The organism is Brevundimonas subvibrioides (genome assembly GCF_027271155.1).
Taxonomy (GTDB): Bacteria; Pseudomonadota; Alphaproteobacteria; order Caulobacterales; family Caulobacteraceae; genus Brevundimonas; species Brevundimonas subvibrioides_D.
The window spans coordinates 2,500,902-2,525,383 of the sequence record NZ_CP114542.1; the positions used below are offsets into that span (position 1 = coordinate 2,500,902).

A 24,482-nucleotide genomic window follows, 5' to 3' on the forward strand; every position below is an offset into this window, starting at 1 on the left:
GCGCTCGACCAAGGACCAGTGATGATGCAGGACCGCTACGCCTCCCTCGGTTTTGAGAACCGCCGCAAGAACGGGCTTCTGGCTCCGATCATGTGGCTGGGTGGTGTGATCGCGGCCGTGGCGGCCCTGACCGTCGGCGCGATCCTGGCGGTCTTCACGGCCGCCGCTGTCGCCGTGATCGCCCTGTTCGCCAGCGTGCTGGTCTTTTTCGCAGGCCTGGCGGTGCGGGCGCGTCGCAAGGTCACGGTCCACGCCCGTCGCGCCGATGACGTGATCGAGGCCACCAAGGTCGGGGACACCTGGGTGACCTACGGCTGGGAACGTCAGGGCCGATAAGGCGGTCGTGCTTTCGATCACCGAGGCTCCGTCTCCGAACTTCGACCAGCGGCGCGCGCCGCCGGACATGATCCTGCTTCACTACACCGGCATGGAGACGGCCGAGGCGGCCATTGCCCGCCTGCGCGACCCCGAAGCGAAGGTCTCGGCCCATTATGTCGTCGATGAGGACGGATCGATCCTTCGACTGGTCGATGAAGCACGCCGGGCCTGGCATGCAGGCAGGTCGTGGTGGCGGGGCGAGACCGACATCAACGCCGTCTCCATCGGCATCGAGATCGTCAACCCGGGGCATGAATTCGGCTATCGCCTGTTCCCCGACGCACAGATCGAAGCCGTCATCGCCCTGATCGACGACATCCGCACCCGCTGGTCCGTCGAGGACGCCCGCATCCTTGGCCATTCCGACGTCGCTCCGACCCGCAAACAGGATCCCGGCGAACTCTTCCCGTGGAAGCGGCTGGCCGCGCATCGCCAGGGCCTGTGGTTTGAACCCGCCGCCGAACGCATCGCCGCCCTTGGCCCACCCCTGACGATCGGGGACGAGGGTCTGGGCGTCCACGTCCTGCAGGCGGGATTGCATCGGCTGGGCTATGAACCCCTGCCGGACGGGAAATACAGCGACGAGACCCGCATCACGGTCGAGGCCTTTCAGCGTCATTGGCGGCCGGCCAGGATCGACGGCATCGCCGACGGCGAGACACGCGCGACGCTCATGGGCGTGCTGCAGCTTGCCACTGCGGAAAGCATGACCGGCGTCCTGAATTGACCTGCCGTCCCAAAGCGTCCACCTAGCACCGGTCAGACGGCCGGGCGGTCGCGGCGGGGTTCGCTTCGTCGAGGAAAGTCCGGGCTCCACGGTGAAAAGGCGGCGGGTAACGCCCGCCCGGGGTGACCCGAGGGATAGCGCCACAGAAAGCAAACCGCCCCGGACTTGTCCGGGGTCAGGGTGAAAGGGTGGGGTAAGAGCCCACCGCGTGGCTGGTAACAGCGACGGCATGGCAAGCCCCGCCTGGAGCAAGACCGAATAGGGACGTCGCGCGGATTCCGGTCCGCAGGGTTCACCGCCCGAGGCGTCCGGGTAGGTCGCGAGAACCATCCGGCGACGGGTGGTCCAGAGGAATGATCGTCACCGCACTCCGGTGCGGGACAGAACCCGGCTTACAGGCCGTCTGACATTTTTCTTCTGGAGGAGCGGACGACCGTCCGGCTCATCGGGCTTCAGGGCCTGTGCCCTCGGCCTCCTTCCCAGGCACCGAAAACAACTGGGCTGCGGGCGGGTCAGACCCGCTTCGCGTCGGAACGGGCGGGTTTTCCGATGCCCCAATTAACCCCTTGGGCCAAAACGCGACGCAGGCTGCCCACAGCCTGTTAATACTTTTAATGTTCTATGTATGTTCTGTTTTGACCAGTGTAACTGACCAACAACAGGCCGATTGTGGTTAAAGATACCTTCATAATCCCATTGAGACCCAATCAATCCCATGCTATCCCAGTCTCTTGATTTGGGGATGGGCGGCGTCGGCATTTCAGGCGCGGGGTGGATCGGGGAGCGGGCCCAGGCGGGTTCGATTAGGCGGGCGTGTTTCTCGGAACCAGTGAGAAGCAGCTGGACGGCAAGCGCCGTCTCCTGATCCCTCAGGAATTCCGCACGCCCGCAAACGGGGCCGAGCACGGCGTCTTCTGCTTCTTCTCGGTCGAGTCCGATTGCCTCGAGGCCGGCGGCGACAAGCTCATGGCCGAGTACGTCGCCATGATCGAGGCCCTGCCGTTCGGTGACGACTGGCGCACGGCGCTCGAAGAGACCGTCTATGGCGGGCAGAAACAGCTGGCCTATGACGGCGGCGGGCGCATCACCCTCCCCGAAAGCCTGTGCCAGGAAGCGGGTCTGGGCGAAGACGTGGTCATCGTCGGCATGGGCCCCCGCTTCCAGATCTGGGACCGCGCCCGCTGGCTCGCGCGCAAGGATGACCGCCGCGTCCTGGCCCGGAAGGCCATGCGCGAACGCGGCGACACCGCCCGCCGCCGCATGCCGGGGAACGATCAGTGAGCGCCGCGCCCCACGCCCCCGTCCTGCTGTCTGAGGTCATCGAGGCCCTGTCGCCCGCGGCGGGCGACGTGATCATCGACGCTACCTTCGGCGCGGGTGGCTACACGCGCGCGATCCTGGCAACGGGAGCGACCGTCATCGCCCTGGACCGGGACCCGACGGTGCAGCCGCATGCCGACGCTGTCGCCAACGACCACCCCGGCCGGTTCACCCTTGTCCGCACCGCCTTCTCGGGGCTGGCCGAGGCCTTCGCCGACAGCGGCGCGGACCGCCTCGACGGCATCGTCTTCGATATCGGCGTTTCGTCGATGCAGCTGGACGAGGCCGAGCGCGGTTTCTCCTTCATGCGTGACGGCCCGCTGGACATGCGCATGTCGCGCGATGGCGACAGCGCCGCCGACATCGTGAACACCTGGGACCACGGCCCCCTGGCCCACATCCTGAAACAGTATGGCGACGAGCGTCAGTCGGGCCGGATCGCGACAGCCATCCTGCGCCGCCGCACGACCCGGCCCTTCACCCGCACTCTGGATCTGGCCGACGTCGTGGAACGCGCGCTCGGCGGCCGTCGCGGGGCCCCGACCCATCCCGCCACGCGCACCTTTCAGGCCCTGCGCATCGCCGTGAACGACGAACTGGGCGAGCTGACCGCCGGGCTGGAAGCGGCCGAGGCCACCCTGTCGCCGGGTGGACGCCTGGCCGTCGTCACCTTTCACTCGCTGGAAGACCGGATCGTGAAGGCCTTCCTGACCGAGCGGACCGGCAATGCGCCCGGTGGTTCGCGTCACGCACCGATGGCGGTCGAAACCCGCAAGCCCAGCTTTACCCTGCAGTTCAAGGGCGCGCGCGAGGCGGGCGAGGTGGAGCTGGCCGACAATCCCCGCGCCCGTTCGGCCAAGCTGCGAGCTGCCGTCCGCACCGACGCCCCGGCCTGGAGGGCGGCCGCATGACCCGCAATCCGGTGCAGGCCCTGTTCGACTGGAAGGTCCGCGGCATCCGCTGGATCGAGATCATCGGCTTCGTCGTCGTCGGTGCCCTGGTCTTCTCCGTCTACATCGCCAAGGCCGCCGCTGCCCGCGAGGGCGCCGAGATCAGCCGACTGGAACGCGACATCGCCGAGACCCGCCAGCGCGTCCGCCTGTTGCGCGCCGAGGCCGCCCGTCTGGAACAGCCCGGTCGGCTGGAGGCCCTGTCACGCGGCGCTGGCCTGGCCCCCGTCCCCGCCACACGCCAGGCCGACGAAGGTGGGCTGACCGAACTCAAGCCCGCACCCGTCGTACCGGCGGCTGCGGCTCCCGCCACGGCCCCCGCTGCCGACCCCGCGATCCCGTCCGCCCCGGGGGTGCCGCGATGAGCGTTCAGGACCACCGCTTCTATCGCCCGCCGCCGTCCTCCGCCCGGCAGAGCCGCCCCATCGCCTCGACCGTCTCGCCCTGGCTGCGCTGGGCGTCGGAGGCCGTCTGGTTCGTCGAGCACGCCTTCGAGCGCGCCCATGCCGACGCGCGTCCGGAAGAAGACACCCGCGTCCGCATCTTCGTCATTCAGATCGTATTCGCGATCGTGTTCATCGGGCTGGCGATCGGCGCTGCACATGCCGCCCTGTTCACGCCGAGGAACGGCGGCGGGTCCACTGCCGTGGCCGGGGCGCTGACGCGAGGCGACCTGACCGACCGCAACGGCGCCCTGCTCGCCACCAACATCGTCCACTACGGCCTCTATATCGACCCCTCCGAGGTCTGGGACCGCGAGGCAGCCTTCACAGAAATCCGCCGCGCCCTGCCCCAGGTCCCGGCGTCGAAACTACATCGCGTCCTGAACGGGGACCGACGCCAGATCGTCCAGCCCGGGTTGACGCCTGCAGAGCGGCAGGCGGTCCATGCCCTGGCCCTGGGTGGCATCTCGTTCGAGCCCGAAGACCATCGCGTCTATCCGCTGAACGCATCGGCCGCGCATCTGATCGGCGTGGCGGATACGGGTGGACAGGGCGTGTCCGGCGCGGAACTGGCCTTCAATGATGACATCCGCGCGGCCGGCCAGCGAGGCCAGGATTTCGCCCTGTCGATCGACCTGCGGGTTCAGGGGGTGCTGGAGAACGAACTCAATGCCGTCGCCTCGGCCGCCGGGGCCAGGGGAGCGGTCGGCGTCGTCGCCGATGCGAGGACGGGCGAAATTCTCGGCATGGCCTCCTGGCCGACCTACGACGCCAACCGGCGCGGGGCCGCCACCGACGACCAGGCCCTGAACCGCGTGACATCCGGCCATTACGAGATGGGGTCGGTGTTCAAGACCTTCACCATCGCTGCCGCCCTGGACACCGGCCAGGCCGACATCAACACCATGCTGGATGCGTCCCAGGCCTATATGATCGGCAATCGCCGCATCAGCGACTTCCACGCCACCAACAAGGTCCTATCGCTGGAAGAGGTCTATCTGCACTCTTCCAACATCGGCACCTCGCGTCTGGCCGTCGAACTGGGCCCCCAGACGATGCGCGACTATTTCCAGCGCCTGGGCCTGCTGGATGCGGCACCTGTCGAGCTGAAGGAAAGTGCACGGCCACGCACGCCGCGCGACTGGTCGGACTCGACCCGCGCCTCCCTGTCCTTCGGCTATGGCATCATGATCACGCCGCTGCAGATGACCGCCGCGACCGTGGCCCTGGTCAACGGCGGTCTCTATCGTCCGCTGTCGCTTCGTCGCGGCGGCGCGGGCGTCGAGGGTCGCCGCGTGATCCGCCCCGAGACCTCGGCCGAGATCCGCCAGCTGATGCGCGCCAACGTCCTGCGCGGCTCGGGCAAGCAGGCGGATGCGCCCGGCCTGCACGTCGGCGGAAAGACCGGCTCGGCCAACAAGCTGTTCAACGGTCGCTATGACGCCAGCCACGGCATCGGCTCCTTCGCCGCCGTCTTCCCCTCGGACGGGCCGGAGGATACCCAGCGCTATGTCATCTTCGTCCTGATCGACGAGCCCAGCCAGGGTTCACGCCTTGGGGGAGCCATCGCGGCCCCCGTCGTCGGCCGCGTCGCCGACCGCATCGCACCCTTCCTGGGCCTGGCCCGCCGGTTCGATCCGCCAGCCACGACGGTGGCGGCGCAATGAGCACGATCCGCCTGTCCGACCTCCTGCGCCGCGACGTCGCCGGTGACCCGATGATCACCGGCGTCACGGCCGACAGCCGAAAGGTCACCTCCGGCTCCCTGTTCGTCGCCCTGCCCGGCACCGCCGCCGATGGCCGCGCCTTCATTCCCCAGGCCCTTTCGCAGGGGGCTGCCGCGGTGTTGGCCCCCCAGGACACACCTGACGGCGCAGCGCCCCTGCTGGTCCGGTCCGGCGATGTCCGGCGCGCCTATGCCCTGGCCGCGCGGGGCTTCTACGGTGCCCAGCCGGCCACCTGCGTCGCCGTGACGGGAACCAACGGCAAGACCTCGGTCGCCGCCTTCTGCAGACAGATCTGGGCGGCGCTCGGCATCAAGGCCGCCAGCATGGGCACGCTGGGCGTCGTCGTCCAGTCGGGCGCGATCAGCGAAAGCCTGACCCCGCCCGGCCTGACCAGCCCCGACGCCGGAGATGCGGCGCGCCTGCTGGCCACCCTGGCCGAGGGCGGGGTGACCCATCTGGCGCTCGAAGCCTCGTCCCACGGCATCGATCAACGTCGCCTGGACGGCGTGACGCTGAAAGCCGCCGCCTTCACCAACCTGACCCAGGATCACCTCGACTATCACGGCGACATGCAGGCCTACCGGGCCGCCAAGCTGCGCCTGTTCGAGACGCTGCTCCCACGCGGCCGCACCGCCGTGCTCAACGCCGACAGCGAGGCATACAACGCCTTCGCCGCCGCCTCGATCATGTCGGGGCTCGGCGTGATGGGCGTGGGCGAGCGGGGCCGGGATCTGTCGCTGGTCGAACGCCGTGCCGTGCCGGAGGGTCAGCGCCTGATCCTCGACGTACGCGGCGACCGCCACGATGTGTTGCTGCCGCTCGCCGGTGCCTTCCAGGCCTCCAATGCCCTGGTTGCGGCGGGCCTGTGCATCGCCGCCGGCGAGGATGCAGCCCGGGTCCTCCACGCCCTCGAAAAGATCACCGGTGCCGCCGGCCGCTTGCAACGCGTAGCCGGTGGCCGGGGCGAGGCCTATGTCGACTATGCCCACACCCCCGACGGGCTCGAGACCGTACTCAAGGCCCTTCGCCCCCACGCCTCCGGCCGTCTCATCGTGGTGTTTGGAGCCGGCGGCGATCGCGACAAGGGCAAGCGTCCCCTGATGGGCGAGATCGCGGGTCGCCTGGCCGACATCGCCATCGTCACCGACGACAACCCCCGCTCGGAAGACCCCGGGGCCATCCGCGCCCAGGTCCGCACGGGGTGCCCTTTCGCGCTCGAGATCGGCGACCGGCGCGCCGCCATCCGCGAGGCGGTCGGCATGATGCGCGACGGAGATGTGGTCGTCGTCGCCGGAAAAGGGCATGAACAGGGTCAGATCGTGGGTGGGACGACTCATCCCTTCGACGACGCCACCGAACTCGCCGAGGCCTTGCGCGTAGATGCCTGAACCGACACCGCCTCTCTGGACGGCGCAAGATATAGCCGTCGCGACCGGCGGGCGGATCGAAGGCGGGGTCTTCGACGCAGGCGGCCTGACCTACAACAGCCGCGAGATCGAGCCGGGCGACCTGTTCCTGGCTCTGAAGGGTGCGCGCGACGGCCATGACTTCGCCTCCGGTGCCTTCGCTGCCGGAGCCTCGGGCGCCCTGGTCGAACGCCCGGTCGACGGCGGCCCCTGCATCGTTGTGCCCGACACGCTCCACGCCCTGGAGGCCCTCGGAGCCGTCGCCCGCGACCGGGCACCCCACGTCCGGCGCGGTGCCGTCACCGGCAGCGTCGGCAAGACCAGCGTCACCCAGGCCATCAAGGCCGGGCTCGACCTCGCCGGCCCGGCACACGCCTCGATCAAGAGCTACAACAACCACATCGGCGTGCCTCTGACGCTGGCCCGCATGCATCCGTCGGTCGAGCGCGCCGTGTTCGAGATCGGCATGAACGCGCCGGGCGAGATCGGCCCACTGGCCAGGATGGTCCAGCCCCACGCCGCCTGCGTCACCACGGTCGGCCCGGTGCATATCGAGGCCTTCTTCGATGGCGAGGCCGGGGTGGCCGCCGAAAAGGCCGCCATCTTCCAGGGCCTGGGCCCCGGCGGCCTGGCGGTCATCAACGGCGACAATCCGTGGGTCGAGATGCTGCATCAGGCCGCGCTCCGCGTCGGGGCCCGGGTCGCGACCTTCGGCTCCGAGCCTGCGCACGACGCACGCCTGATCGACTTCACGCCGGGCACCGAGGGTGCTCGCGTTACGGCCGAGGTCTATGGGCGGACGCATGTCTTCCCGCTCCGACAGTCCGGCTTCCACTGGGGCCTGAACAGCCTGGCCGTCATCCTGATGCTGGATGCCCTGGACGTGCCGGTCGAGACGGCGCTGGAGGCCCTCGCCCATTTCGAGCCTCTGAAGGGGAGAGGCGAAACGCGCCTGGTGCATCTGCCGAAAGGGGCATTCACCCTGATCGACGAGAGCTACAACGCCAATCCGCTGTCGATGAAGGCGGGGTTCCTCAGCCTGGGCGCAAAGCCGGTCGAGCGAGGCGGTCGCCGCGTCGTGGTCCTGACCGACATGCTGGAACTGGGGGACCAGTCCATAGCCCTGCACGCGGGTCTCGCCACGGCCATCGAGGCCGCTGCCATCGATGTGGTCCATGCGGCGGGCCCCCAGATGCGTCACCTCTACGATGCGATAAGCCCCGAGCGCCGGGGAGTCTGGGCCGGGACGGCGACGGCCCTGGCCGATCAGGCGGCCGATCTGGCCGGTCCCGGCGACATCGTCATGGTCAAGGGCTCGAACGGGTCCAAGGCATCGCTTGTCGCGGCGGCGCTGCTACGGCTAGAGCGACAGGATACCGGGGGCGTCTGAGACCATGTTCTATCTGCTCTATCTCTACTTCGGCGACGCGGCGAAGGATTACCCGCTGCTGAACCTGGTCCAGTACCAGACGGTGCGCATCGCCCTGGCGATGGCCACGGCCATGATCGTCGCGGTCATGATGGGCAGCCGCTTCATCGCCTATATGCGGGTCAAGCAAGGCAAGGGTCAGCCGATCCGGGCGGATGGCCCCGTCAGCCACCTGTCCAAGGTCGGCACGCCGACGATGGGCGGGCTGATGATCCTGGCCGGTATCGCGGTGGCGGTGTTCCTGTGGGGCGACCTGACCAACCCCTATATCTGGATCGTCTCGGGTGTGACGCTGGCGTTCGCCGTCCTGGGCTTCGTCGATGACTATGCCAAGGTGACGAAACAGACCTCGGCGGGCCTGACCTCGAAACAGAAGCTGGTGGCCCAGATCATCGTCTCGGTCATCGCCGGGGTCCTGTTCGTGCTCTGGACGACCCGATCGCCCACCTCGCCGGGGCTGGAGACCTCGATCGCCTTTCCGTTCTTCAAGAACGTCCTGCTGAACCTCGGCTGGTTCTACGTCGCCTTTGCCGCCTTCACGATGGTCGGGTTTTCCAACGCCGTGAATCTGACGGACGGACTGGACGGCCTGGCCATCGTCCCGGTGATGATGGCGGCGGCGGCCTTCGGCATCATCGCCTATCTGGTCGGCAACTTCATCTTCTCGGACTATCTGGGCGTCCACCATGTGCCCGGATCGGGCGAACTCGCCATCTTCTGCGCCGCCATCATCGGCGGGGGGACCGGGTTCCTCTGGTACAACGCCCCGCCGGCCAAGATCTTCATGGGCGACACCGGATCGCTGGCGCTGGGCGGCGCGCTCGGCTCCATCGCCGTGGCCACCAAGCACGAACTGGTGCTGGGCATCGTCGGCGGCCTGTTCGTGGTCGAGGCCGCCTCGGTCATGATCCAGGTCGCCTATTTCAAGGCCACGAAGAAGCGCATCTTCCTGATGGCTCCCATCCACCACCATTTCGAAAAGCTGGGCTGGCCGGAATCGACGGTGGTCATCCGCTTCTGGATCGTCGCCGCCATGCTGGCCCTGGTCGGGCTGACCACGCTGAAGCTCCGCTAGGCCGATGATCCCCGTTCCGGGATTCGAGGGCCGCCGCGTCGCCGTCTTCGGTCTGGGCCGGTCGGGCATCACGGCGGCGCGCGCGCTCAAGGCCGGCGGAGCCCTCCCCATCCTGTGGGACGACGGCGTCTCGGGCCGGATGCAGGCACAGGCCGAGGGATTCGTCGTCGAGGACCTGACCACCGCCGACTGGTCGGGGTTCGCGGCCCTTGTCCTGTCGCCCGGCGCGCCCCTGACACACCCCAAGCCCCACTGGACGGTCGACAGGGCCAGCGCCGCCGACGTGCCGGTGCTGGGCGACATCGAGCTTTTCGCCCGAGCGCTTGCCGCCCTCCCGGACGGGCAGCGGCCCCGCGTCGTCGCCATCACCGGCACCAACGGCAAGTCGACCACGACCGCCCTGATCGGCTGGGTGCTGAAACAGGCGGGCATGACCGTCCATATCGGCGGCAACATCGGCATCGGCGTCCTGGCGCTGCCGACTCCGAGCCCGGACGCCGTCTATGTCGTCGAGGTCTCCAGCTACCAGCTGGACCTGACCACGACCTTCGCGCCCGACGTCGCGATCCTGACGAACATCAGCCCCGACCACCTCGACCGCCACGGCGGGATGGAGGGCTATGTCGCGGCCAAGACGAGGCTGTTCCAGCAGATGGTATCGGGTCAGCTCGCCGTGGTCGGCGTGGACGAAGGTTATGGGCAAGCGGTCGCGCGTGATCTAGCCACATTACGGGGTCGGCGGGTAACGGTGGTCTCCACTTCGCCCTATGGTGTTCCCCTCGTGGAGACCGCCATGTCGGCTCTGGCTGCGCCTCAACGGGTGCTGTTCGAGAACGGTGAGCCGGTCGTCGATCTGACCGCCGCCCGCTCGCTCCCCGGCCGTCACAACGGCCAGAACGCCGCCTTCGCCTATGCCGCCGCCCGGGCCGTCGGTGTGTCGCAAGCCACCGCCGTCGAAGGCCTGATGACCTTCCCAGGCCTCGCCCACCGCATGGAGACGGTCGGCCACCTCGGCCCCGTCCGCTTCGTCAACGACTCCAAGGCCACCAATGCCGACGCCGCCCGTCAGGCCCTGATGTCCTGGCCGACCAGCTACTGGATCGCCGGGGGCCGGGCCAAGGACGGCGGGATCGAGGACCTGCGCGATCTCTTTCCCCGCGTCGCAAAGGCCTATCTGATCGGCGAGGCCGCCGCCGACTTCGCCCGAACGCTCGGCGACACGCCCCATGTCATCGCCGGGGACATGGCCACGGCCGTCACGCTCGCCGCCGCCGATGCCAAGGCCGCCGGTGGCGATCCGGTCGTCCTGCTCAGCCCCGCCTGCGCCAGCTTCGACCAGTTTCCCGATTTCGAGGTGCGGGGCGAGGCGTTTCGGGCCGCCGTTCTTAACCTCGGGGCTACCCCTTCGGTTCATGGTTGAGAAACCATGACCGACGCGACCGCCCCCTATAGCCATCCGTTCTCGCGCAACGACCCCAGCCCGATCGCCCAGTGGTTCTGGACGGTCGACCGGGCGCTGCTGGGTGCGGCCCTGATCCTGATCGGCCTGGGCGTGGCGCTCAGCTTCGCCTCCTCGCCCGCCGCCATCCTGGCCGACGAATCCCTCACTGACCCCTTCCACTATTCCTGGCGGATGATCGTCTTTTCGACCGGGGGTATCGCCGGCATGCTGACGCTGTCGCTACTCAGCCCCCGCGGCGTCCGCCGGATCGCGGTCCTGGCCCTGCTGGGGGCCATCGTCGTCATGGCCCTGCTGCCCTTCATCGGCGACACGGTGAAGGGAGCCGCCCGCTGGGTGAATCTGGGGCCGTTCAGCCTGCAGCCCTCCGAGTTCGCCAAGCCGAGCCTGATCGTCTTCGCGGCCTGGATGTTTGCGGAAGGGAAAAAGGGCCAGGGCGTGCCCGGCGTCTCCATCGCCTTCGGCTTCTACATGGTCGTGGTCGCCCTGCTGTTGATCCAGCCCGACATCGGTCAGACCCTGCTGATCACCACCACCTTCATGGCTGTTTTCTTCATGGCCGGCGTGCCGCTGCGCTGGGTCGCGGTGCTGATGGGCGCGTTCACGGCCGGCATGACCGCCATCTATCTGCTCTTCCCCCACGTCCAGGCGCGCATCGCCAAATTCGTCTCGCCCGGCATCGAGGACACCCACCAGATCGACCGTGCCTCAGAGGCCATCCGCGCCGGCGGCCTGGTCGGGCGCGGCATCGGCGAAGGGGTCATGAAGCGCTCGGTGCCCGATCTGCATACCGATTTCATCTATTCCGTCGGGGCAGAGGAGTTCGGCCTCGTGCTCAGCCTGACGATGATCGCGCTCTATGCCTTCATCGTCATCCGGGGCATGCGCCGGGCGATGAAGCTGAACGATCCGTTCGAGCAGACGGCGGCGGCCGGCCTGTTCATGCTGATCGGGCTTCAGGCCTCGATCAACGTCGCGGTGAACCTGAACCTGATCCCGACGAAGGGCATGACCCTGCCTTTCGTCAGCTATGGCGGCTCCTCCATGCTGGCCATGGGCGTGACCATGGGTTTCGCCCTGGCCCTGACGCGGCGTCGCCCGGGAGCCTACGAGCCGGGAGCCAGCCTGGCCCGGCCGCGTCGCCTCCTGATGTCGTAGCGGGTCGGCGTCGCGATTGATGCCGCACTGCAAAATCCCTATATGAGCCGCCTGCGAGCGGGGGCCTATCGCCCCGCGTCACGATCGGACCGCACTCCCCATGCTGGTCACCATGATGAAGGCCAAGCTGCACCGCGCGACGGTGACGCAGGCGGACCTCGACTATGAAGGCTCCATCGCCATCGACGGCGATCTGCTGGATGCGGCCGGGATCTTCCCCAACGAACAGGTCGATGTGCTGAACATCACCAATGGCGCGCGCTTCACCACCTATGCGATCGAGGCCCCGCGCGGGTCGAAAGTGATCGGCGTGAACGGCGCGGCCGCGCGGCTGGTTCAGAAGAACGACAAGGTGATCGTGGTCACCTATGGCCAGCTGCCGGTCGAGGAGGCGCGCCAGTGGTCGCCGACGGTCGTGCTGCTGGACGACGGCAATTCGGTGAAGAAAGCCGCCTGAGGTCTTCTCACCCCGAGGGGGAGGGAGACGGCGTGACTACGCCCTCACCGCCCCCCGCGCCGCCGCGACCCCCAGCGCCTTCAACGCGGCGGCGGCGATGTGGTCGGCGTCGAGGCCAGCCGTGACGTATTGGGCGGCGGGGCTGTCCTGGTCCTGGAAAACATCGGGCAGGTGCAGGGTGCGGATCTTGAGGCCGGCATCCAGCGCCCCTTCCGACGCCAGGAATTGGAGCACGAAGGCACCGAAGCCGCCCATCGCCCCCTCCTCGACCGTGATCAGCGCCTCGTGCTCGCGCGCCAGGCGGCTGATCAGGTCGTGGTCCAGGGGCTTGGCGAAGCGGGCGTCGGCGACGGTGGCGGAAATGCCGTGGGCGGCCAGCAGGTCCGCGGCCCTGAGCGATTCCTGCAGCCGCGTGCCGAACGACAGGATGGCGACGGCGGTGCCCTCGCGCACGATCCGGCCCTTGCCGATCTCGAGCGGGGCGGCCAGCTCGGGAATCTCCACGCCCACGCCGTCACCGCGCGGATAGCGGAAGGCGGAGGGGCGGTCGTCGATCTCGCAGGCAGTGGCGATCATGGCGGCCAGATCGGCCTCGTCGGCCGCCGCCATCAGGACCATGCCCGGCAGCGCGCCCATATAGCCGATGTCGAATGACCCGGCGTGGGTCGAGCCGTCGGCCCCGACCAGGCCGGCGCGGTCCATGGCGAACCGGACCGGCAGCTTCTGGATCGCCACGTCGTGGACGACCTGATCATAGCCCCGTTGCAGGAAGGTCGAATAGATGGCGCAGAACGGCTTCATGCCGTCGGCGGCCAGACCGGCGGCGAAGGTGACGGCGTGCTGTTCGGCGATGCCCACGTCATAGGTGCGCTTGGGGAAGGCCTGACCGAACAGGTCCAGCCCGGTGCCGGACGGCATGGCCGCAGTGATTGCGACAATGGACGGGTCGATCGCGGCGCGCTTGATCAGTTCGGTGCCGAACACCTTGGTGTAGCTGGGCGCGTTGGAGACCGATTTCGACTGCTTGCCCGAGACGACGTCGAACTTGACGACCGCATGCAGCTTGTCGGCGCTGCTCTCGGCGGGGGCATAGCCCTTGCCCTTCTGCGTCACGACATGAACCACCACCGGACGGTCGGTGATGGCGGCTGCGTTCTTCAGGATGGGGACCAGGTTGTCCATGTCGTGCCCGTCGACGGGCCCGATGTAATAGAAGCCCAGCTCCTCGAAGAAGGTGCCGCCGACGATCATGCCGCGCGCGTATTCCTCGGCCTTGCGCGCGGCCTCGCGGAAGGGGCGGGGCATGTGCTGGACCACCTCGCGGCCGAACTTGCGAAAGTTCTGGTACGCACCGCCCGAGACCTGTTTGGCCAGATAGGCGCTCATGCCGCCGACCGGAGGGGCGATCGACATGTCGTTGTCGTTGAGGATGACCGTCAGCTGGCCGGTCGTCTCGGCCGCGTTGTTCATCGCCTCATAGGCCATGCCGGCGGACATAGAGCCGTCGCCGATCACGGCCACGACCTTGTTCTTCTTGCCCTGCTGGTCCCGGGCGGCCGCGAACCCGAGCGCGGCGCTGATGGAGGTCGAGGCGTGGGCCGCGCCGAACGGGTCGTATTCGCTCTCGGACCGCTTGGTGAAGCCCGACAGCCCACCGCCCATACGCAGGGTGCGGATGCGGTCGCGGCGGCCGGTCAGGATCTTGTGCGGATAGCACTGGTGGCCGACGTCCCAGATCAGAATGTCGTCGGGCGTGTTGTAAACGTGGTGCAGGGCGACGGTCAGCTCGACCACGCCGAGGCCAGCGCCCAGGTGCCCGCCGGTGGTGGAGACCGCATCGATCGTCTCGGCCCGCAGCTCGTCGGCCAGCTGGCGCAGCTGGGCGGCATCGAAGCCGCGCATGTCGGCGGGGACCTGAACCTTGTCGAGAAGCGGAGTGTCGGGCATCGAACGCGCAAACCTTGGCTTTATTGGCTGTTTGTCGGCCGGTCTGACGCCGGACGTTTCCTCACTACGACCTTCGATTTAGCACGAAGTCCACGCTGGCCTTGAGGTTTTCGGCGTCGGGGCCGAACACGTCGAGGTGTCCACGCGCCTGATCGGCCAGTTGCGCGACCCGATGACGCGCCTGTTCGACGCCCAGCAGGGTCACGAAATTGGTCTTGCCCTGGGCCGCGTCCTTCTGGGCCGCCTTGCCCAGCACCGCCTCGTCTCCGTCGAAATCCAGCAGGTCGTCGACGATCTGATAGGCCAGACCGATGTCGTGGGCGAAATCGGTCAGAGCCTGGCAATGCCGCTCACTGGCCCGGGCGACGATCAGCGGAATCTCGAACGCATAGGAGAACAGGGCACCGGTCTTGAGCCGTTGCATCCGGGCGACGCCTTCCAGGTCGTCGCGGACGCCCAGCAGATCGACCATCTGCCCCCCCGCCATGCCCCGCGCGCCCGAGGCCAGCGACAGGCGGGCCGCGAGCGCGCACCGGATGTTGGCGTCCTCGTGGGTATCCTCGTGCAGGATGATGTCGAAGGCGGCGGTCTGGAGTGCGTCTCCGGCCAGGACGGCAGTGGCTTCGTCATAGGCGCGGTGAAGCGTGGGCCGGCCGCGACGCATGTCGTCGTCGTCCATGCAGGGCAGGTCGTCATGCACAAGACTGTAGGCGTGCACGCATTCGAGAGCACAGGCGGCGCGCAGCACCGGCCGTTCCTCGATGTCGAAAAGCCGCGACGCCTCCATGGCAAAATAGGGTCGCAGGCGCTTGCCGGGACCCAGCGCCGCATAGCGCATGGCCTCGGTCAGGCGAGACTCTGGCCCGTCGGCACGTGGCAGGAGCTCGTCGAGCGCCACGGTGACCAGATCGGCGACCTCGGCCACACGGTCGGCGACGCTCTGGACGGGGGCATTGGCAGCCAGTCGCATCAGAACAGCCTTCCCCCCAGCGGCACGTCGCGATCCACGCCGATTAACACGACCTCTCCCGCAGCATCCGGAAAGCCCAGGGTCAGGACTTCGGACATGAAGGGGCCGATCTGGTGCGGGGCGAAATTGACGACGGCAGCGACCTTCCGGCCTGCCAGCTGTTCGGGCGCGTAATGGTGGGTGATCTGGGCCGAGGAGCGTTTGACGCCGATGTCGGCTCCGAAATCGATGGTCAGCCTGTAGGCGGGCTTTCGGGCTTCCGGGAAGGCCTCGGCGCGAACGACCTTGCCGACACGGATGTCGACGGCAGTGAAGGCGTCAAAGTCGATGCGGTCTGCGAGCGCGGTCGCCATCAGCTGAACTCGGCCGGTTCGACGCCCCTGGCCGACCCATCGGCTCCGACGACGATCTTGTCGACGCGCAGTTGGGCGGCCTTCAGACGGTTCTCGCAGTGCGCCTTCAGCCGAGCGCCTTCTTCGTAAAGCGTGATGGATTCTTCCAGCGGGGCCTGACCCGATTCCAGGCGCGAGACGATGGTCTCGAGCCGCGACAAGGCATCCTCGAAGCTGAGATCGGCGGGTATGGAAGGCGTTGCGTCTGACATCGCCCTCGACCCTAGAGGGGCGATGCGCTCGCTTCAACGGGGAAGCGAGTGCAGGAGGGAGCGATTGCAGGCAGTAAGGAAATTCCTTACCCTGTCGCCGAGGAGGTCTCATGGTCACGAGCAAACTGACATCCAAGGCACAGACCACCGTGCCCCAGGCCGTGCGCGCCGCTCTCGGTCTCAGCGAGGGCGACGAACTGCTGTACGAGATCGATGGAGACAGCGTGGTCCTGAAAAAAGTGCGACGGCCGGTCGGTGACGACCCCTTCGCGACCTTCCACGAATGGGATGGAGACGCAGATCGCAAGGCCTATGCCGACTTTTAGGCAGGGGGACGTCGTGCGCGTTCCGTTTCCCTACACCGACCGCAGCACCCGCCAGCGCCGACCGGCGCTCGTCGTGTTGAACGGCGGGGTCGGCGACCAGAGCGCATTCCTATGGGTGCTGATGATCACGAGCGCGGAAAATCGGCCGTGGCCAAACGACGTTTCGTTCGGCCAGGGTTATTCTGCTGCCGGTCTGCCAGCCCCTTCCGTCGTTCGAGCGGCAAAGATCGCGACAATCGACGCGTCGGCGGCCGAGCCCGTCGGGCGAATAGACATGGAAATGATGCTGCGCGTGAGAAACGCGATCGTCGGCATGATCTGATGATCAAACCCGTTCGTAACGGCGCTGGGACCAGTATTTGAAGCCCTGGTTGTGGACCAGCTTCCAGCCGTCGGCTTTCAGCCGGCCTCCGACCATGTGATTGAAATAGCCATGGGCCAGGACAAGCACGTCCTCCCCGGCCTCGGCGCGGGCGATCAGCTTTTGCGCGGCGCGCCCGGCGCGAGCCTCGGCCTGCGCCCGGGTTTCCTGGCCGTCGTGATGATCGAAGGCGTGCCACCAGAAGCGGGCGACGGCCCCCCAGTATTTGGGCGGCAGCTTGAACCACGATGGGAACCGGGGTGGCGGCAGCGGTGCCTCGATGAACATTACGTCCGAGGTGATCTCGCGCCCGGCCGAGATGGCGGCCGCGGTCTCCTGGGCGCGCTGGCGGGTGGAGGCGAAGATGACACCGGCACCCTCGGCGGTTTCCAGCAGTTCGCGCGGAGGCGTCTGGCCGGCCAGCAACCCGCCCAGCTCATACTTCGCCCACCAGTCGCGGTACTGGTCGGACGTCAGCAGGCATTTGCGCGACAGGGCGGGCTCGCCATGACGGGCCAGGGTGATGGAACCGGTCCGTGTCGGGACCGCCCGCGAGGCCGCCGTGGCGTGCGTTCGCGAGTCGGCCGAAGGATGATCGAGGGTGTCTGGCATCATGGTGCGGACGGAAGATACGGGCGGCGCAACCGCCTGGACCCCTTCGTTACGCCTCCCCCAAAGCCCGGACATGAGCGAGGGCCGAACGGCCCAGTCCTTCAAGGTCGTAACCGCCCTCGAGCGAGGAGACAACCTTGCCGCCGCATCGACGGCGCGCGACCTCCAGAACCGCTCGGGTCGCCCAGGCGAAATCATCGGGCTCCAGCGACTGGTGGGCCAGCGGATCGCGACGGTGGGCGTCGAACCCGGCGGAGATCAGGATCAGGTCCGGGGCGAAATCATCGAGCGCCGGCATCAGGCCGCCGGCGAAGCTCGCGCGCCACGATTCGCGCGCGGCATGGGGCTCGACCGGGACATTGACGATGTTGCCGACCCCGGTCTCCGACGGGGCACCCGTGCCGGGATACAGCGGCATCTGGTGGATGGAGGCCAGGAACAGGCTGTCGTCCGCCTCGAACGCCTCCTGCGTGCCATTGCCGTGGTGCACGTCGAAATCGACCACGGCGACGCGGTCCATGCCGAGCGTCCGGGCGACCCGGGCCGCGACGGCGACGTTGGAGAACAGGCAGAACCCCATGGCCCGGGCCGGTTCCGCGTGGTGGCCAGGCGGGCGGACGGCGGCGAACGCCCTGGCGGTCTGGCCCTCCGCCACGGCGCGAACGGCATCAATAACGGCCCCGGCCGCAAGACGGGCCGCACGGACGCTTCCGGGGGAAAGGACGGTGTCGGCGTCCAGCTGGGCCAGTCCCCGCGCGGGTGAGGCCTCGATCATGCGTGTGACATAGGCGGCCGGATGAATCCGCTCCAGATCGGCGACAGCGGCCTCGGTGGCGGCATGGCGGTCGAGCGACAGGTCCGAATCATCGAGTGCGGCCAGGACGGCAGACAGTCGTTCGGGGCGCTCCGGGTGACCCGCACCGGGCGCATGGGCGATCATGTCGGGGTGGGTGAACAGGGCAACGGACATCGACGGCAGACTATCCGCGACATGGCGAAAACAACATGGGGGTTGAGGTCGCCCGCATCCCATTCCACAGGGACGGAATGACAGACGCCACGATCCGCCCTGCCCGCCCCGATGATGCCGCAGCCCTCGGCGTGCTGGGCCGCCAGACGTTTGTCGATACATTCGTGACCGGCTTTGCGATCCCCTATCCGGAGGCCGATCTGGCGGCCTTCCTCGACGCCAGCTTTGCCGAAGCAACCATCGCAGCGAAACTGGCCGAGCCGGGCGCGGCCTGGTGGGTGGCGGAGCGGGACGGGGCCTTGCTGGCCTTCGCCAACGCCGGGCCGAACACCCTGCCCCACCTGGACGGAAAGGCCAGCCACGCCGAGCTGCGTCGTCTGTATGTCGGCCGGGGTGCCCAGGGACTGGGTCTGGGGACGCGACTGCTGAAGGTCTCGCTGGACTGGATGGAAGCCAACACAGACGGCCCGCTCTGGATCGGTGTCTGGAGCGGTAACGAAAAGGCGCAAAAACTCTACACTGCCTACGGCTTCGAAAAGGCGGGCGAATATCAGTATCCGGTCGGCAACTGGCTGGACGACGAGTTCATCTTGCGGCGCGGCTGATCGAGGCTCAGGTTCGGATCATGCTCCTCCCCTTCTTCACCGCCCTGCGGCAGGCCAAGGTGCCCGTCTCGACCAAGGAATGGCTTCATCTGATGGAGGCCATGGACAAGGATGTGGCCGGAGGGCGGGTCGAGGACTTTTATCACCTGTCGCGTGCGGTCCTGGTCAAGGACGAAAAGCATTACGACCGGTTCGACCAGGTGTTCGGGACCGTGTTCAAGGGTATCGAGACGATCGGTGCCGGCGAGGAGCCGGGCCTGGATGTGCCCGAGGACTGGCTGAAGCTGCTGAACCAGAAATTCCTCACCGACGAGGAAAAGGCCGAGATCGAGGCGTTGGGCGGCTTCGAAAAGCTGATGGAAACGCTCAGACAGCGGATGGAGGAGCAGAAGGAGCGTCACGAGGGCGGATCCAAATGGATCGGCACCGGCGGGACCAGCCCCTTCGGCCACGGCGGCTACAACCCCGAGGGCGTGCGAATCGGCGGGCCGGCCAAACAGGGCCGCGCAGTCAAGGTCTGGGAGAAACGCGAATACCGGAACCTGGACGACACAGTCGAACTGGGGACACGCAACATCAAGGTCGCCCTGCGCCGCCTGCGCCGGTTTGCGCGCGAGGGCGCGGCCGAGGAACTGGACATCGACGGGACGATCGACGGGACGGCGCGGCAGGGCTGGCTCGACATCCGGATGCGCCCGGAACGGCGCAATACGATCAAGGTGCTGCTGTTCCTGGACGTCGGCGGGTCGATGGATGGCCACATCAAGCTGTGCGAGGAGCTGTTCTCGGCGGCCCGGACCGAGTTCAAGAACCTCGAATTCTTCTACTTTCACAATTGCCTCTACGAGGGTGTCTGGAAGGACAACCGCCGCCGGCATTCCGAGAAGATCCCTACCTGGGACCTGCTCAATCGCTACAATGGCGACTGGCGCGCGATCTTCGTCGGCGACGCAACCATGAGCCCGTACGAGGTCACCATGCCCGGTGGATCGGTGGAGCACTGGAACGAGGAAGCCGGAGCGGTCTGGATGCGGCGCGCGCGGCTACAGTGGGACAAGTCGGTGTGGCTGAACCCGGTGGCCGAACGGTACTGGAGCTACACAGCCTCGGTGAAGCTGCTCAGCGAGGTCATGGACGAGCGGATGTATCCGCTGACACTGGACGGGCTGGACCGGGCGATGCGGGCGTTGACGCGCTAGCCTGTGCGGTGACGCAGAGGTGAGATGCGCTGCGCGGCTATCCGTGTCACTGTGCACGGGATCTGGAGGCCACCGATGCTGACCGCCCTGATGATGGCAACGATGCTGCAACAGACGGTGCCCATATGGGACACGCCGCAGGCGGAGCCTCCGGTCGTCAACGAGGCCGTCGCACCCGCCGCGAACCTGCCCGCCTGGGCCCTGGACGATCCGTTCGGCTGGGAGCGGTCGCAGTGCAGTCCGCTTCTCAGGAAAGAGGCTTCCCTGGAGATTTGCCAGGCGCGCGTGCGGGGCGAATTGTCGGCCGCCCTGGGGGATCGCCTGCCGGCGGGCCTTCAGCCGCCGGGCGAGCCGGTGCCGTGTCTGGCCACGCCGGACACTACAGGGGCCTATCCGCTTCAATGCGGACTGCCGGAGCGGCGCACGGCACAGACCGTGACGCCCCGCATCGCCGAATGCCGCTCGCGGCCCACGCGGCAAGGCGGATCAGTCGCTTTCGTGACGGAATGCGAGCCGGAGGCGGCAGAGACCCGCGGCCTGACCTTCCGGCTTGGCGACAGCGACTGAGCCGGAACGCAAAAGGGCCGCTCCGGCGGAGCGACCCTCTCGTTCATGCGGGAAACGAAAGCCCTAGTTGCGCTTGTCGTTTTCGCGCAGGCTGTCCTTGACGCCACCGACGGCATTCTGGACCTTGCCCTCGACCTGCTCGGCCTTGCCTTCGGCTTTCAGCTTCTCGTCACCCGTGAGATTGCCGAAGCCCTCCTTGATCTTGCCACCGACGTTTTTGGCGGCGCCTTCAACGCGATCATGATCGGCCATGGGGAGGCTCCTGTCGTTCGGCGTCAGCCACAGCGGCGACGCTTCGGCAGACAGAGCGAACGATCCGGAAAGCCGTTCCGTATGCTGGAGCTTAGCGCCTGAGCCATTTCACCACGGCCCAGGCGTGGGCGTCGTGGCGAAGTTCCGCCAGGGCGGTCCTGGGATGCAGCCAGACCAGTTCATGGTCCGTCTCCACCTTTCGCGTCGGATCGAGGGCCAGCATTTCGGCGATCCAGAACCCGCCGACATTGTTGACGGGAACACCGTCGGACTTGCGAAAGAACTGACCCGCTTCAGCCAGACGTTCCAGTGGCCGGACTGTCATCCCGGTCTCTTCGAGGAACTCGCGGATCAAGGCCTCTGGTTCCGTCTCGTCGCCATCGACGGCACCGCCGGGCAGGTCGAGATAGGGCGTGTCTCGCGACACGCGGACACAGGCGATCTTTTCGTCGTGGAAGACCAGTCCGAAGACGGCCGGACGGAGCAGAAAGGTCGCCCCCGCATCGGCCTCGCCGAACTGCAGCGCGGGAGTCAAAGGTCGAAGGCCAGGCGCGCGCGGACGCCCTTGTGCGCCCCATCGATTTCAACGGACGAACGCAGGCCCGAGGCCATGGCGGTGATGATCTTGCCGCCCAGACCGGTTCCCTTCGGCTTGCCGTCGCCCAGACCCGGACCATCGTCCTCGACCGTCAGGATGGCGCGCCCGGCCGAGTCGGGCTCCAGGATCACCCGGATTTCGCCGGTCTGGCCCGGCGCATAGGCGTATTTGACCGCATTGGTGACAAGCTCGGTCACCACGACCCCCAGCGACACGGCCTGATCGGTCGTGACCCTCATGGCGGTGGCCTGCAGGGTGATGCAGGGCGAGCAGTCGTCGGGACCCAGGGACTTGGACAGTTCGTCGACCAGGCCCTCCAGATAGGCCTGCATGTCCACCGTCTCCATATCGCCCGACGTGTAGAGACGCCGGTGCACATGAGCGACGGCCTCGATGCGCGCCTGCGCCTCCCTCAGCGCACTACGGGCTCCCTCGTCCGCGAGGTGACGCAGTTGCAGCGACATGAAGGTCGAGACCAGCTGCAGCGAGTTGCCGACCCGGTGATTGACCTCACGCAGCATGGCTTCGGCGCGATCGCGGGCCAGCCGCACCTGTTCCTGGGCCTCTTCGTTTTCCCGCTCCAGACGGCGGCGCAGCAGCGCATCCTCCAGCGCCGAACGCAGCAGGGCGGTGAAGTCCTCGGATACGTCCTTGATCACATAGTCGGCCGCCCCGGCCCGCAGGGCGGCGACCGCGATCCGGCCTTCCTGGGCCCCCGTGACATAAACGACCGGCGGGGGTGCCGGGCGGTGCAGCAACTCGGGCAGGACGTCCAGCCCGTCGCGGCCGGGCATGTAGTGATCCAGCGCACAGACATCATAGTCGTCGGCGTCCAGCGCCGCGACGCCGGCATCGCCGTCAGCGGCGAGGGTCACGTCATAGCCGTGGCGGCCGAGTTCCTTCTGAACGAGCCGCGACAGACCACGGTCGTCGTCTATGTAGAGCAGCCGAATGAGCGGCTTGTCAGGGGTCATTCGATGTCCGGGGCCTGCATGACCGACAGGAACAGGCCCAGCTGCCGGATAGCCCCCGCGAAGCTTTCGTAATCGACCGGCTTGGTGATGTAGACATTGCAGCCCAGGTCGTAGCACCGCTGGATCTCGGTCTTGTCGTCGGTGGTGGTCAGGACGACGACCGGTGCGCGCTTCAGGCGATCGTCCTTCTTCACCTCGGCCAGGATGTCGGTCCCGCTCATGTCCGGCAGATTCAGATCCAGCAGGATCAGCATGGGACCGTTGGCACGGATTTCGTCGCTGAACAGATAGTCGAGCGCGGGCTGGCCGTGATCGAAATGGACGATCTCGTTGGAGATATTGGCCCTGCGTATGTTCTTCTCGATCAGTTTGGCATGACCGTGATCGTCCTCGACCATCACGATCTTGACAGGATTGCTGCTGGTCAAAGGGCGTCTCCGGCGGCGTCGAGGATGAGGCGTTTGGGGAATTTCAGGCGGAATGTCGAGCCTTCGCCCGGGACGGACTCGACCCTGACGTCACCGCCCAGACGGCGAACGCTGTTGCGGACGAAGGCAAGGCCGAGGCCTTCGCCCTTCTGGTCCTGGCGGCCTGCACGACGGAACAGCTCAAAGACCCGTTCATGGTCTTTTTCAGCGATCCCGCGGCCGTTGTCGGCGATGGCGTACTCGACCCATCCGCCAGGCAGATCGCGGCCGGTGACCTCGATACGACCCGGTCGACCGGGCTGCAGGTATTTCACGGCATTATCGATCAGATTGCCGAGGATCTGTTCCATCGACAGGCGATCGCTCTCGATCGGCACCATTTCGCCGACGACAACCTCCGTTTCGGTGGCCTCAAGCTGGTGGCGCACGGTGTCTGCGATCCGTGCCGTCAAATCGCCGACGTCGAGTGTTTCCGGCACCAGATTGCGCCGTCCCTCACGCGACAGCTTCAGGATGGCGTTGATCAGCCGGTCCATCTTCTCGGTGGAGGCACGGATGAACCCGACCGCCTCGGGGATGTCCTCTCGCGCGGCGGTCAGCGCATCCCGTTCCAGCAGCTCGGGTGCCACCGTCTCGACCCTGGTCATCTGCAGATCGATGGTCCTGCCGGCCTGTTCCAGCTCGGCCGTGTAGCCCATCACATTGACCAGCGGGGAGCGCAGGTCGTGACTGACGATATAGGCAAAGCGCTGCACCTCTTCATTGGAGCGGAGCAGGGCAGCCGTGCGGGCCTTCACCGTTTCCTCCAGTCCCGCGTTCACACGGTCGATCGCGGCCTGGGCATCCTTCAGCTCGGCCAGATAGCGCCGGACCAGCAGGAAGACGACGACCCCCAGCAGCAGGATCAGCAGTCCGGCGAGTCCATTGACGACGGCCGTGAAGGCGGCCGAGCCCTCCGACTGAGCCCGCCTCTCGGCGAGGCGAGTGCCCATCCGCCTGTCGAGATCGCCGAGTTCGGACTCCAGCTGCTCCATCAGGGCCTTACCGTCCCCCTGCGCGATCCGCCGGGTTGCCTGCTGGCCCTGGCCACCCTCGCTCAACCCGATGACCGCCGACATTTCGAGAATCTTGTCTCGCGAAAGGCGCGTCACGGACTCGACCGTCGCGACATCGACCGGATCGTTTCCCAACCGCTCGGCCAGGGTGTCGATCAGATAGGCATTGGCCTGCACCGCCCGGTCATACTCCATGCGGAAGCTGTACAGCCCGGTCAGGACGTAGCCGCGCTGGGCCGTCTCGGCATCCTTGAGGTTGAGCAGCAGGAGCCGGCCAGAGCGTCGGGCCTGCCAGGCCGCCTCGACCTGGTCGTTGAACGCGGCCGTACGCTGGATCATCACGAAGGTGGTGGCGTTGACGATCAACAGGAGCAGGATCGCCACCGACAGCAGCAGGACGATCGAGCGTCCCAGCGTGCGCTGTCGCAGAAGCGCGCCGACGTTCGAGACGATGTCCGAGAACGAAACCATAACCCGGTGCTTTA

At 67.3% G+C, this 24,482-nt stretch carries 28 protein-coding genes and 1 other RNA gene; 18 read left to right on the forward strand and 11 right to left on the reverse strand.

The features are described from left to right. Positions 1–21: 21 nt before the first annotated feature. The 13 genes from O3139_RS12620 to panD all read left to right on the forward strand — a co-directional run bounded on the left by O3139_RS12620 (position 22) and on the right by panD (position 12,529). A complete protein-coding gene (locus O3139_RS12620) occupies positions 22–336 on the forward strand; it encodes a hypothetical protein (RefSeq protein WP_269514402.1) in 315 nt (104 codons plus the stop codon). A gap of 7 nt (positions 337–343) precedes the next feature. After that, a complete protein-coding gene (locus tag O3139_RS12625; RefSeq protein WP_269514403.1) occupies positions 344–1,105 on the forward strand; it encodes an N-acetylmuramoyl-L-alanine amidase in 762 nt (253 codons plus the stop codon). 32 nt (positions 1,106–1,137) lie between these two features. Then, an RNA gene (gene rnpB, locus O3139_RS12630) (RNase P RNA component class A) lies at positions 1,138–1,516 on the forward strand. A 402-nt stretch (positions 1,517–1,918) separates the two neighbouring features. Next, complete coding sequence (locus tag O3139_RS12635) at positions 1,919–2,386, forward strand: division/cell wall cluster transcriptional repressor MraZ (protein ID WP_269514404.1); 468 nt, start codon at positions 1,919–1,921, stop codon at positions 2,384–2,386. Next, positions 2,383–3,336, forward strand: a complete 954-nt coding sequence (gene rsmH, locus O3139_RS12640; RefSeq protein WP_269514405.1) for a 16S rRNA (cytosine(1402)-N(4))-methyltransferase RsmH — start codon at positions 2,383–2,385, stop codon at positions 3,334–3,336. Before O3139_RS12635 ends, rsmH begins: the two co-directional genes overlap by 4 nt. Next, positions 3,333–3,740, forward strand: coding sequence for a cell division protein FtsL (gene ftsL, locus O3139_RS12645; protein WP_269514406.1), 408 nt, complete (start codon positions 3,333–3,335; stop codon positions 3,738–3,740). Before rsmH ends, ftsL begins: the two co-directional genes overlap by 4 nt. Further along, a complete protein-coding gene (locus tag O3139_RS12650) occupies positions 3,737–5,485 on the forward strand; it encodes a peptidoglycan D,D-transpeptidase FtsI family protein (RefSeq protein WP_269514407.1) in 1,749 nt (582 codons plus the stop codon). The genes ftsL and O3139_RS12650 overlap by 4 nt, the downstream gene beginning before the upstream one ends. After that, positions 5,482–6,933, forward strand: coding sequence for a UDP-N-acetylmuramoyl-L-alanyl-D-glutamate--2,6-diaminopimelate ligase (locus O3139_RS12655; protein ID WP_269514408.1), 1,452 nt, complete (start codon positions 5,482–5,484; stop codon positions 6,931–6,933). The genes O3139_RS12650 and O3139_RS12655 overlap by 4 nt, the downstream gene beginning before the upstream one ends. Continuing rightward, the gene (locus O3139_RS12660; RefSeq protein WP_269514409.1) at positions 6,926–8,341 is read left to right on the forward strand and encodes a UDP-N-acetylmuramoyl-tripeptide--D-alanyl-D-alanine ligase; all 1,416 of its coding nucleotides are present in this window, start codon (positions 6,926–6,928) and stop codon (positions 8,339–8,341) included. The genes O3139_RS12655 and O3139_RS12660 overlap by 8 nt, the downstream gene beginning before the upstream one ends. A 4-nt stretch (positions 8,342–8,345) precedes the next feature. Next, positions 8,346–9,455, forward strand: a complete 1,110-nt coding sequence (gene mraY / locus O3139_RS12665) for a phospho-N-acetylmuramoyl-pentapeptide-transferase (RefSeq protein WP_269514410.1) — start codon at positions 8,346–8,348, stop codon at positions 9,453–9,455. Positions 9,456–9,459: 4 nt separating this feature from the next. Continuing rightward, on the forward strand, positions 9,460–10,875 hold the full coding sequence (murD, locus tag O3139_RS12670; RefSeq protein WP_269514411.1) for a UDP-N-acetylmuramoyl-L-alanine--D-glutamate ligase: 1,416 nt from the start codon (positions 9,460–9,462) through the stop codon (positions 10,873–10,875). A 6-nt stretch (positions 10,876–10,881) separates the two neighbouring features. Beyond that, positions 10,882–12,072 carry an FtsW/RodA/SpoVE family cell cycle protein gene (locus O3139_RS12675; protein ID WP_269514412.1) on the forward strand — a complete coding sequence of 397 codons (1,191 nt, stop codon included), beginning with the start codon at positions 10,882–10,884 and terminating at the stop codon, positions 12,070–12,072. A 100-nt stretch (positions 12,073–12,172) separates the two neighbouring features. Then, complete coding sequence (panD, locus tag O3139_RS12680; protein ID WP_269514413.1) at positions 12,173–12,529, forward strand: aspartate 1-decarboxylase; 357 nt, start codon at positions 12,173–12,175, stop codon at positions 12,527–12,529. 36 nt (positions 12,530–12,565) lie between these two features. Here the strand turns inward: panD and dxs are convergent, their stop codons facing one another. From dxs to O3139_RS12700, 4 genes are all read right to left on the reverse strand, one after another. After that, positions 12,566–14,476 (reverse strand): 1-deoxy-D-xylulose-5-phosphate synthase, encoded by a 1,911-nt coding sequence (gene dxs / locus O3139_RS12685; protein ID WP_269514414.1) that lies wholly within the window; start codon positions 14,474–14,476, stop codon positions 12,566–12,568. A gap of 64 nt (positions 14,477–14,540) precedes the next feature. Then, positions 14,541–15,446: a polyprenyl synthetase family protein gene (locus O3139_RS12690; protein ID WP_269514415.1), complete on the reverse strand. Its 906-nt coding sequence runs from the start codon at positions 15,444–15,446 to the stop codon at positions 14,541–14,543. Further along, positions 15,446–15,799, reverse strand: coding sequence for a tRNA-binding protein (locus O3139_RS12695; protein ID WP_269514416.1), 354 nt, complete (start codon positions 15,797–15,799; stop codon positions 15,446–15,448). The genes O3139_RS12690 and O3139_RS12695 overlap by 1 nt, the downstream gene beginning before the upstream one ends. Further along, positions 15,799–16,050: an exodeoxyribonuclease VII small subunit gene (locus tag O3139_RS12700; protein ID WP_269514417.1), complete on the reverse strand. Its 252-nt coding sequence runs from the start codon at positions 16,048–16,050 to the stop codon at positions 15,799–15,801. The genes O3139_RS12695 and O3139_RS12700 overlap by 1 nt, the downstream gene beginning before the upstream one ends. A 110-nt stretch (positions 16,051–16,160) precedes the next feature. On the opposite strand from O3139_RS12700, the gene O3139_RS12705 reads away from it, so the two are divergent. Both O3139_RS12705 and O3139_RS12710 read left to right on the forward strand, forming a co-directional pair. Beyond that, complete coding sequence (locus O3139_RS12705; protein ID WP_209322684.1) at positions 16,161–16,376, forward strand: AbrB/MazE/SpoVT family DNA-binding domain-containing protein; 216 nt, start codon at positions 16,161–16,163, stop codon at positions 16,374–16,376. Continuing rightward, positions 16,363–16,698, forward strand: coding sequence for a type II toxin-antitoxin system PemK/MazF family toxin (locus O3139_RS12710; protein WP_269516486.1), 336 nt, complete (start codon positions 16,363–16,365; stop codon positions 16,696–16,698). Before O3139_RS12705 ends, O3139_RS12710 begins: the two co-directional genes overlap by 14 nt. Before the next feature lie 3 nt (positions 16,699–16,701). Here the strand turns inward: O3139_RS12710 and O3139_RS12715 are convergent, their stop codons facing one another. Both O3139_RS12715 and O3139_RS12720 read right to left on the reverse strand, forming a co-directional pair. Then, positions 16,702–17,352, reverse strand: coding sequence for a histidine phosphatase family protein (locus tag O3139_RS12715; protein WP_269514418.1), 651 nt, complete (start codon positions 17,350–17,352; stop codon positions 16,702–16,704). A gap of 46 nt (positions 17,353–17,398) precedes the next feature. Further along, positions 17,399–18,319 carry a histone deacetylase family protein gene (locus tag O3139_RS12720; protein WP_269514419.1) on the reverse strand — a complete coding sequence of 307 codons (921 nt, stop codon included), beginning with the start codon at positions 18,317–18,319 and terminating at the stop codon, positions 17,399–17,401. A gap of 77 nt (positions 18,320–18,396) precedes the next feature. On the opposite strand from O3139_RS12720, the gene O3139_RS12725 reads away from it, so the two are divergent. From O3139_RS12725 to O3139_RS12735, 3 genes are all read left to right on the forward strand, one after another. Beyond that, positions 18,397–18,924 carry a GNAT family N-acetyltransferase gene (locus O3139_RS12725; protein ID WP_269514420.1) on the forward strand — a complete coding sequence of 176 codons (528 nt, stop codon included), beginning with the start codon at positions 18,397–18,399 and terminating at the stop codon, positions 18,922–18,924. A gap of 20 nt (positions 18,925–18,944) precedes the next feature. Continuing rightward, positions 18,945–20,123, forward strand: a complete 1,179-nt coding sequence (locus O3139_RS12730; protein WP_269514421.1) for a vWA domain-containing protein — start codon at positions 18,945–18,947, stop codon at positions 20,121–20,123. 75 nt (positions 20,124–20,198) lie between these two features. After that, the gene (locus O3139_RS12735; protein WP_269514422.1) at positions 20,199–20,690 is read left to right on the forward strand and encodes a hypothetical protein; all 492 of its coding nucleotides are present in this window, start codon (positions 20,199–20,201) and stop codon (positions 20,688–20,690) included. A gap of 63 nt (positions 20,691–20,753) precedes the next feature. Here O3139_RS12735 and O3139_RS12740 read toward each other — a convergent pair whose 3' ends face one another. From O3139_RS12740 to O3139_RS12760, 5 genes are all read right to left on the reverse strand, one after another. After that, positions 20,754–20,942: a CsbD family protein gene (locus O3139_RS12740; RefSeq protein WP_269514423.1), complete on the reverse strand. Its 189-nt coding sequence runs from the start codon at positions 20,940–20,942 to the stop codon at positions 20,754–20,756. A 91-nt stretch (positions 20,943–21,033) separates the two neighbouring features. Beyond that, a complete protein-coding gene (locus tag O3139_RS12745) occupies positions 21,034–21,477 on the reverse strand; it encodes an NUDIX domain-containing protein (protein WP_269514424.1) in 444 nt (147 codons plus the stop codon). Further along, positions 21,474–22,514 carry a sensor histidine kinase gene (locus tag O3139_RS12750; RefSeq protein ID WP_269514425.1) on the reverse strand — a complete coding sequence of 347 codons (1,041 nt, stop codon included), beginning with the start codon at positions 22,512–22,514 and terminating at the stop codon, positions 21,474–21,476. The genes O3139_RS12745 and O3139_RS12750 overlap by 4 nt, the downstream gene beginning before the upstream one ends. Beyond that, on the reverse strand, positions 22,511–22,912 hold the full coding sequence (locus tag O3139_RS12755; RefSeq protein WP_269516487.1) for a response regulator: 402 nt from the start codon (positions 22,910–22,912) through the stop codon (positions 22,511–22,513). The genes O3139_RS12750 and O3139_RS12755 overlap by 4 nt, the downstream gene beginning before the upstream one ends. 26 nt (positions 22,913–22,938) lie before the next feature. Continuing rightward, complete coding sequence (locus O3139_RS12760) at positions 22,939–24,468, reverse strand: sensor histidine kinase (RefSeq protein WP_269514426.1); 1,530 nt, start codon at positions 24,466–24,468, stop codon at positions 22,939–22,941. Between the last annotated feature and the right edge of the window lie 14 nt (positions 24,469–24,482).